Annotated in this window: 2 protein-coding genes and 1 pseudogene; all 3 read left to right on the forward strand. The window is 74.4% G+C overall.

Going from position 1 to position 2,283, the window contains the following annotated elements; translation table 11 throughout:
• Window positions 1-101: 101 nt before the first annotated feature.
• A pseudogene (gene lnt, locus AB0I76_RS27945) lies at window positions 102-1,016 on the forward strand (apolipoprotein N-acyltransferase); the annotation flags it as partial.
• 41 nt (window positions 1,017-1,057) lie between these two features.
• On the forward strand, window positions 1,058-1,867 hold the full coding sequence (locus AB0I76_RS27950) for a polyprenol monophosphomannose synthase (protein ID WP_357041537.1): 810 nt from the start codon (window positions 1,058-1,060) through the stop codon (window positions 1,865-1,867).
• A gap of 109 nt (window positions 1,868-1,976) precedes the next feature.
• A partial coding sequence (locus AB0I76_RS27955; protein ID WP_357041540.1) for an FxsA family protein occupies window positions 1,977-2,283 on the forward strand: 307 nt, incomplete at its 3' end.

A 2,283-nucleotide genomic window follows, 5' to 3' on the forward strand; every position in this document is an offset into this window, starting at 1 on the left:
CCAGCCGCACCTCCGCCACCTGCCGCTGGAGCTCGTCGGACTCCTGGCGCGACTTCCAGGTCTCCTGACGCAGGTCGGCGAGCTCCTGCTGCGCCGAGGCGGTGACCGTGGCGATCGTGCAGGGCAACGTGCCGCGCCTGGGCCTGGACTTCAACGCCCAGCGGCAGGCGGTGCTGAACAACCACGTCGACGCGACCGTCGACCTCGCCCGGCAGGTGGCCGCCGGCACCCAGCGGCGACCGGACCTGGTGGTGTGGCCGGAGAACTCCTCCGACATCGACCCCCTGCGCGACGCCTCTGCCGGGGCGCGGATCTCCGAGGCCGCCGACGCGATCGACGCCCCCATCCTGGTCGGCGCCGTGCTGCGCGGTCCCGGCGCGGGACAGGTGCGCAACGCGGGGCTGATGTGGCTGCCGGGGACCGGCCCGGACCTGGCGCAGCTGTACACCAAGCGGCACCCGGTGCCGTTCGCCGAGTACGTGCCGATGCGCGACATCGCCCGGATGGTCAGCAAGGAGGTCGACCGGGTCCGCGCGGACTTCGTGCCCGGCACCGAACCCGGCGTCCTGCGTACGCCGTCCGCCGTGCTCGGAGACGTCATCTGCTTCGAGGTCGCCTACGACGAGGTGGTCCGCGACACCGTCACCGGCGGGGCGCAACTGCTGGTGGTACAGACCAACAACGCCACCTTCGACGTGGCCGAGGCGCGCCAGCAGTTGGCGATGGTGCGGCTGCGGGCCGTCGAACACGGCCGGCCCGCGTTGATGGCCTCCACGGTCGGTGTGTCCGGGTTCGTCGCCCCGGACGGGCGGGTAAGTGACGCCACCGGGTTCAACACCCGGGCGGTGGTGGTCCGGGAGGTGCGGCTCGCCGACGGGCGCACCCTGGCCACCCGGGTCGGGCTGTGGCCGGAGGTGGCCCTGACCGCCGTGGCGGTGGCCGCCCTGGCCGGTGCGGCCGTGCTGCGCCGGCGACGCGCGACGGTGGGCCCGCAGGAGCAGCCGCGCACCGGATGACGGCCGGCACGCGACACGGCCGGTGGAGGGGGAGCGGAGGAGTGGCCGAGGCGACCGACGTCCGGAGGCCCACGACGGGACACCCCGGCCTGGGTCGGGTGCTCGTGGTGATCCCGACCTACAACGAGGCCGACAACGTACGGCAGATCGTGACGCGGGTCCGGCGGGCCGCCCCCGCGGTGGAGGTGCTCGTCGCCGACGACAACAGCCCCGACGGCACCGGCGCGCTGGCCGACGCCCTCGCCGCCGCCGACCCGGGGGTGCACGTGCTGCACCGCACGGGCAAGCAGGGCCTCGGCGCGGCGTACCTGGCCGGGTTCGCGTGGGCGCGGGACCGCGGCTACGACGCGGTGGTGGAGATGGACGCCGACGGCTCGCACGCCCCGGAGCAGCTACCGGCGCTGCTGTACGCCGCCGGTGACGCCGACGTGGTAATCGGGTCGCGGTGGACCGCCGGCGCGCAGGTGGTGAACTGGCCGCTGCGGCGGCTGCTGCTGTCCCGCGCCGGCAACCTGTACGCGCGGGTGGCCCTGGGCATGCCGGTCTCCGACGCCACCGGTGGGTACCGCGTGTACCGGCTCAGCGTGCTGGAGTCCCTCGACCTCGACTCGGTGTGCTCGCAGGGGTACTCGTTCCAGGTGGAGCTGGCGAGACTGGCGCACCAGGCGGGGGCGCGGATCGTGGAGGTGCCCATCACGTTCGCCGAACGGGAGCACGGAAGCAGCAAGATGACCCCGCTGATCGTGGCCGAGGCGCTGTGGCGGATCACCTCCTGGGGGGTGCAGGACCGCCGGCGGGCGGTGCGGCGGGGACTGCACGGCACCCCCACCGGTCAGGTGCGGTGGCCCTGAGCGCAGGCGTGTCATGCTGGACGGGTGGCGACGCCCCGCCGGCCCGCAGGCAAGCGGACGGAAGCGGACACATCCGGATGAGGGCCCCACTGAAGGCGGATGAGGTGAGATGCGCCGAGGACTGAGATTCGTACCGCTGGCGCTGCTGGCGGTGGTCGTACTGGAGCTGGCGGTGTTCGTGGCCGTCGGCCGGGAGGTCGGTTTCCCGACGGCGGTGCTGGCGGTGTTCGTCGCCTCGCTGCTGGGCCTGGTGCTGCTGCGCCGCGAGGGCATGCGGGCGTGGCGGGGTTTCCGGGCCTCCGCCGAGGCCGGCCGGCCGCCGGGCGCGCAGGTCACCGACGGCCTGGTCGGGTTGGCGGGCGCGCTGCTGCTCGCGACTCCCGGCCTGCTGAGCGGCCTGGTGGGCCTGCTGCTGC

The sequence above is a fragment of the Micromonospora sp. NPDC049799 genome, assembly GCF_040656655.1.
Lineage (GTDB): Bacteria > Actinomycetota > Actinomycetes > Mycobacteriales > Micromonosporaceae > Micromonospora.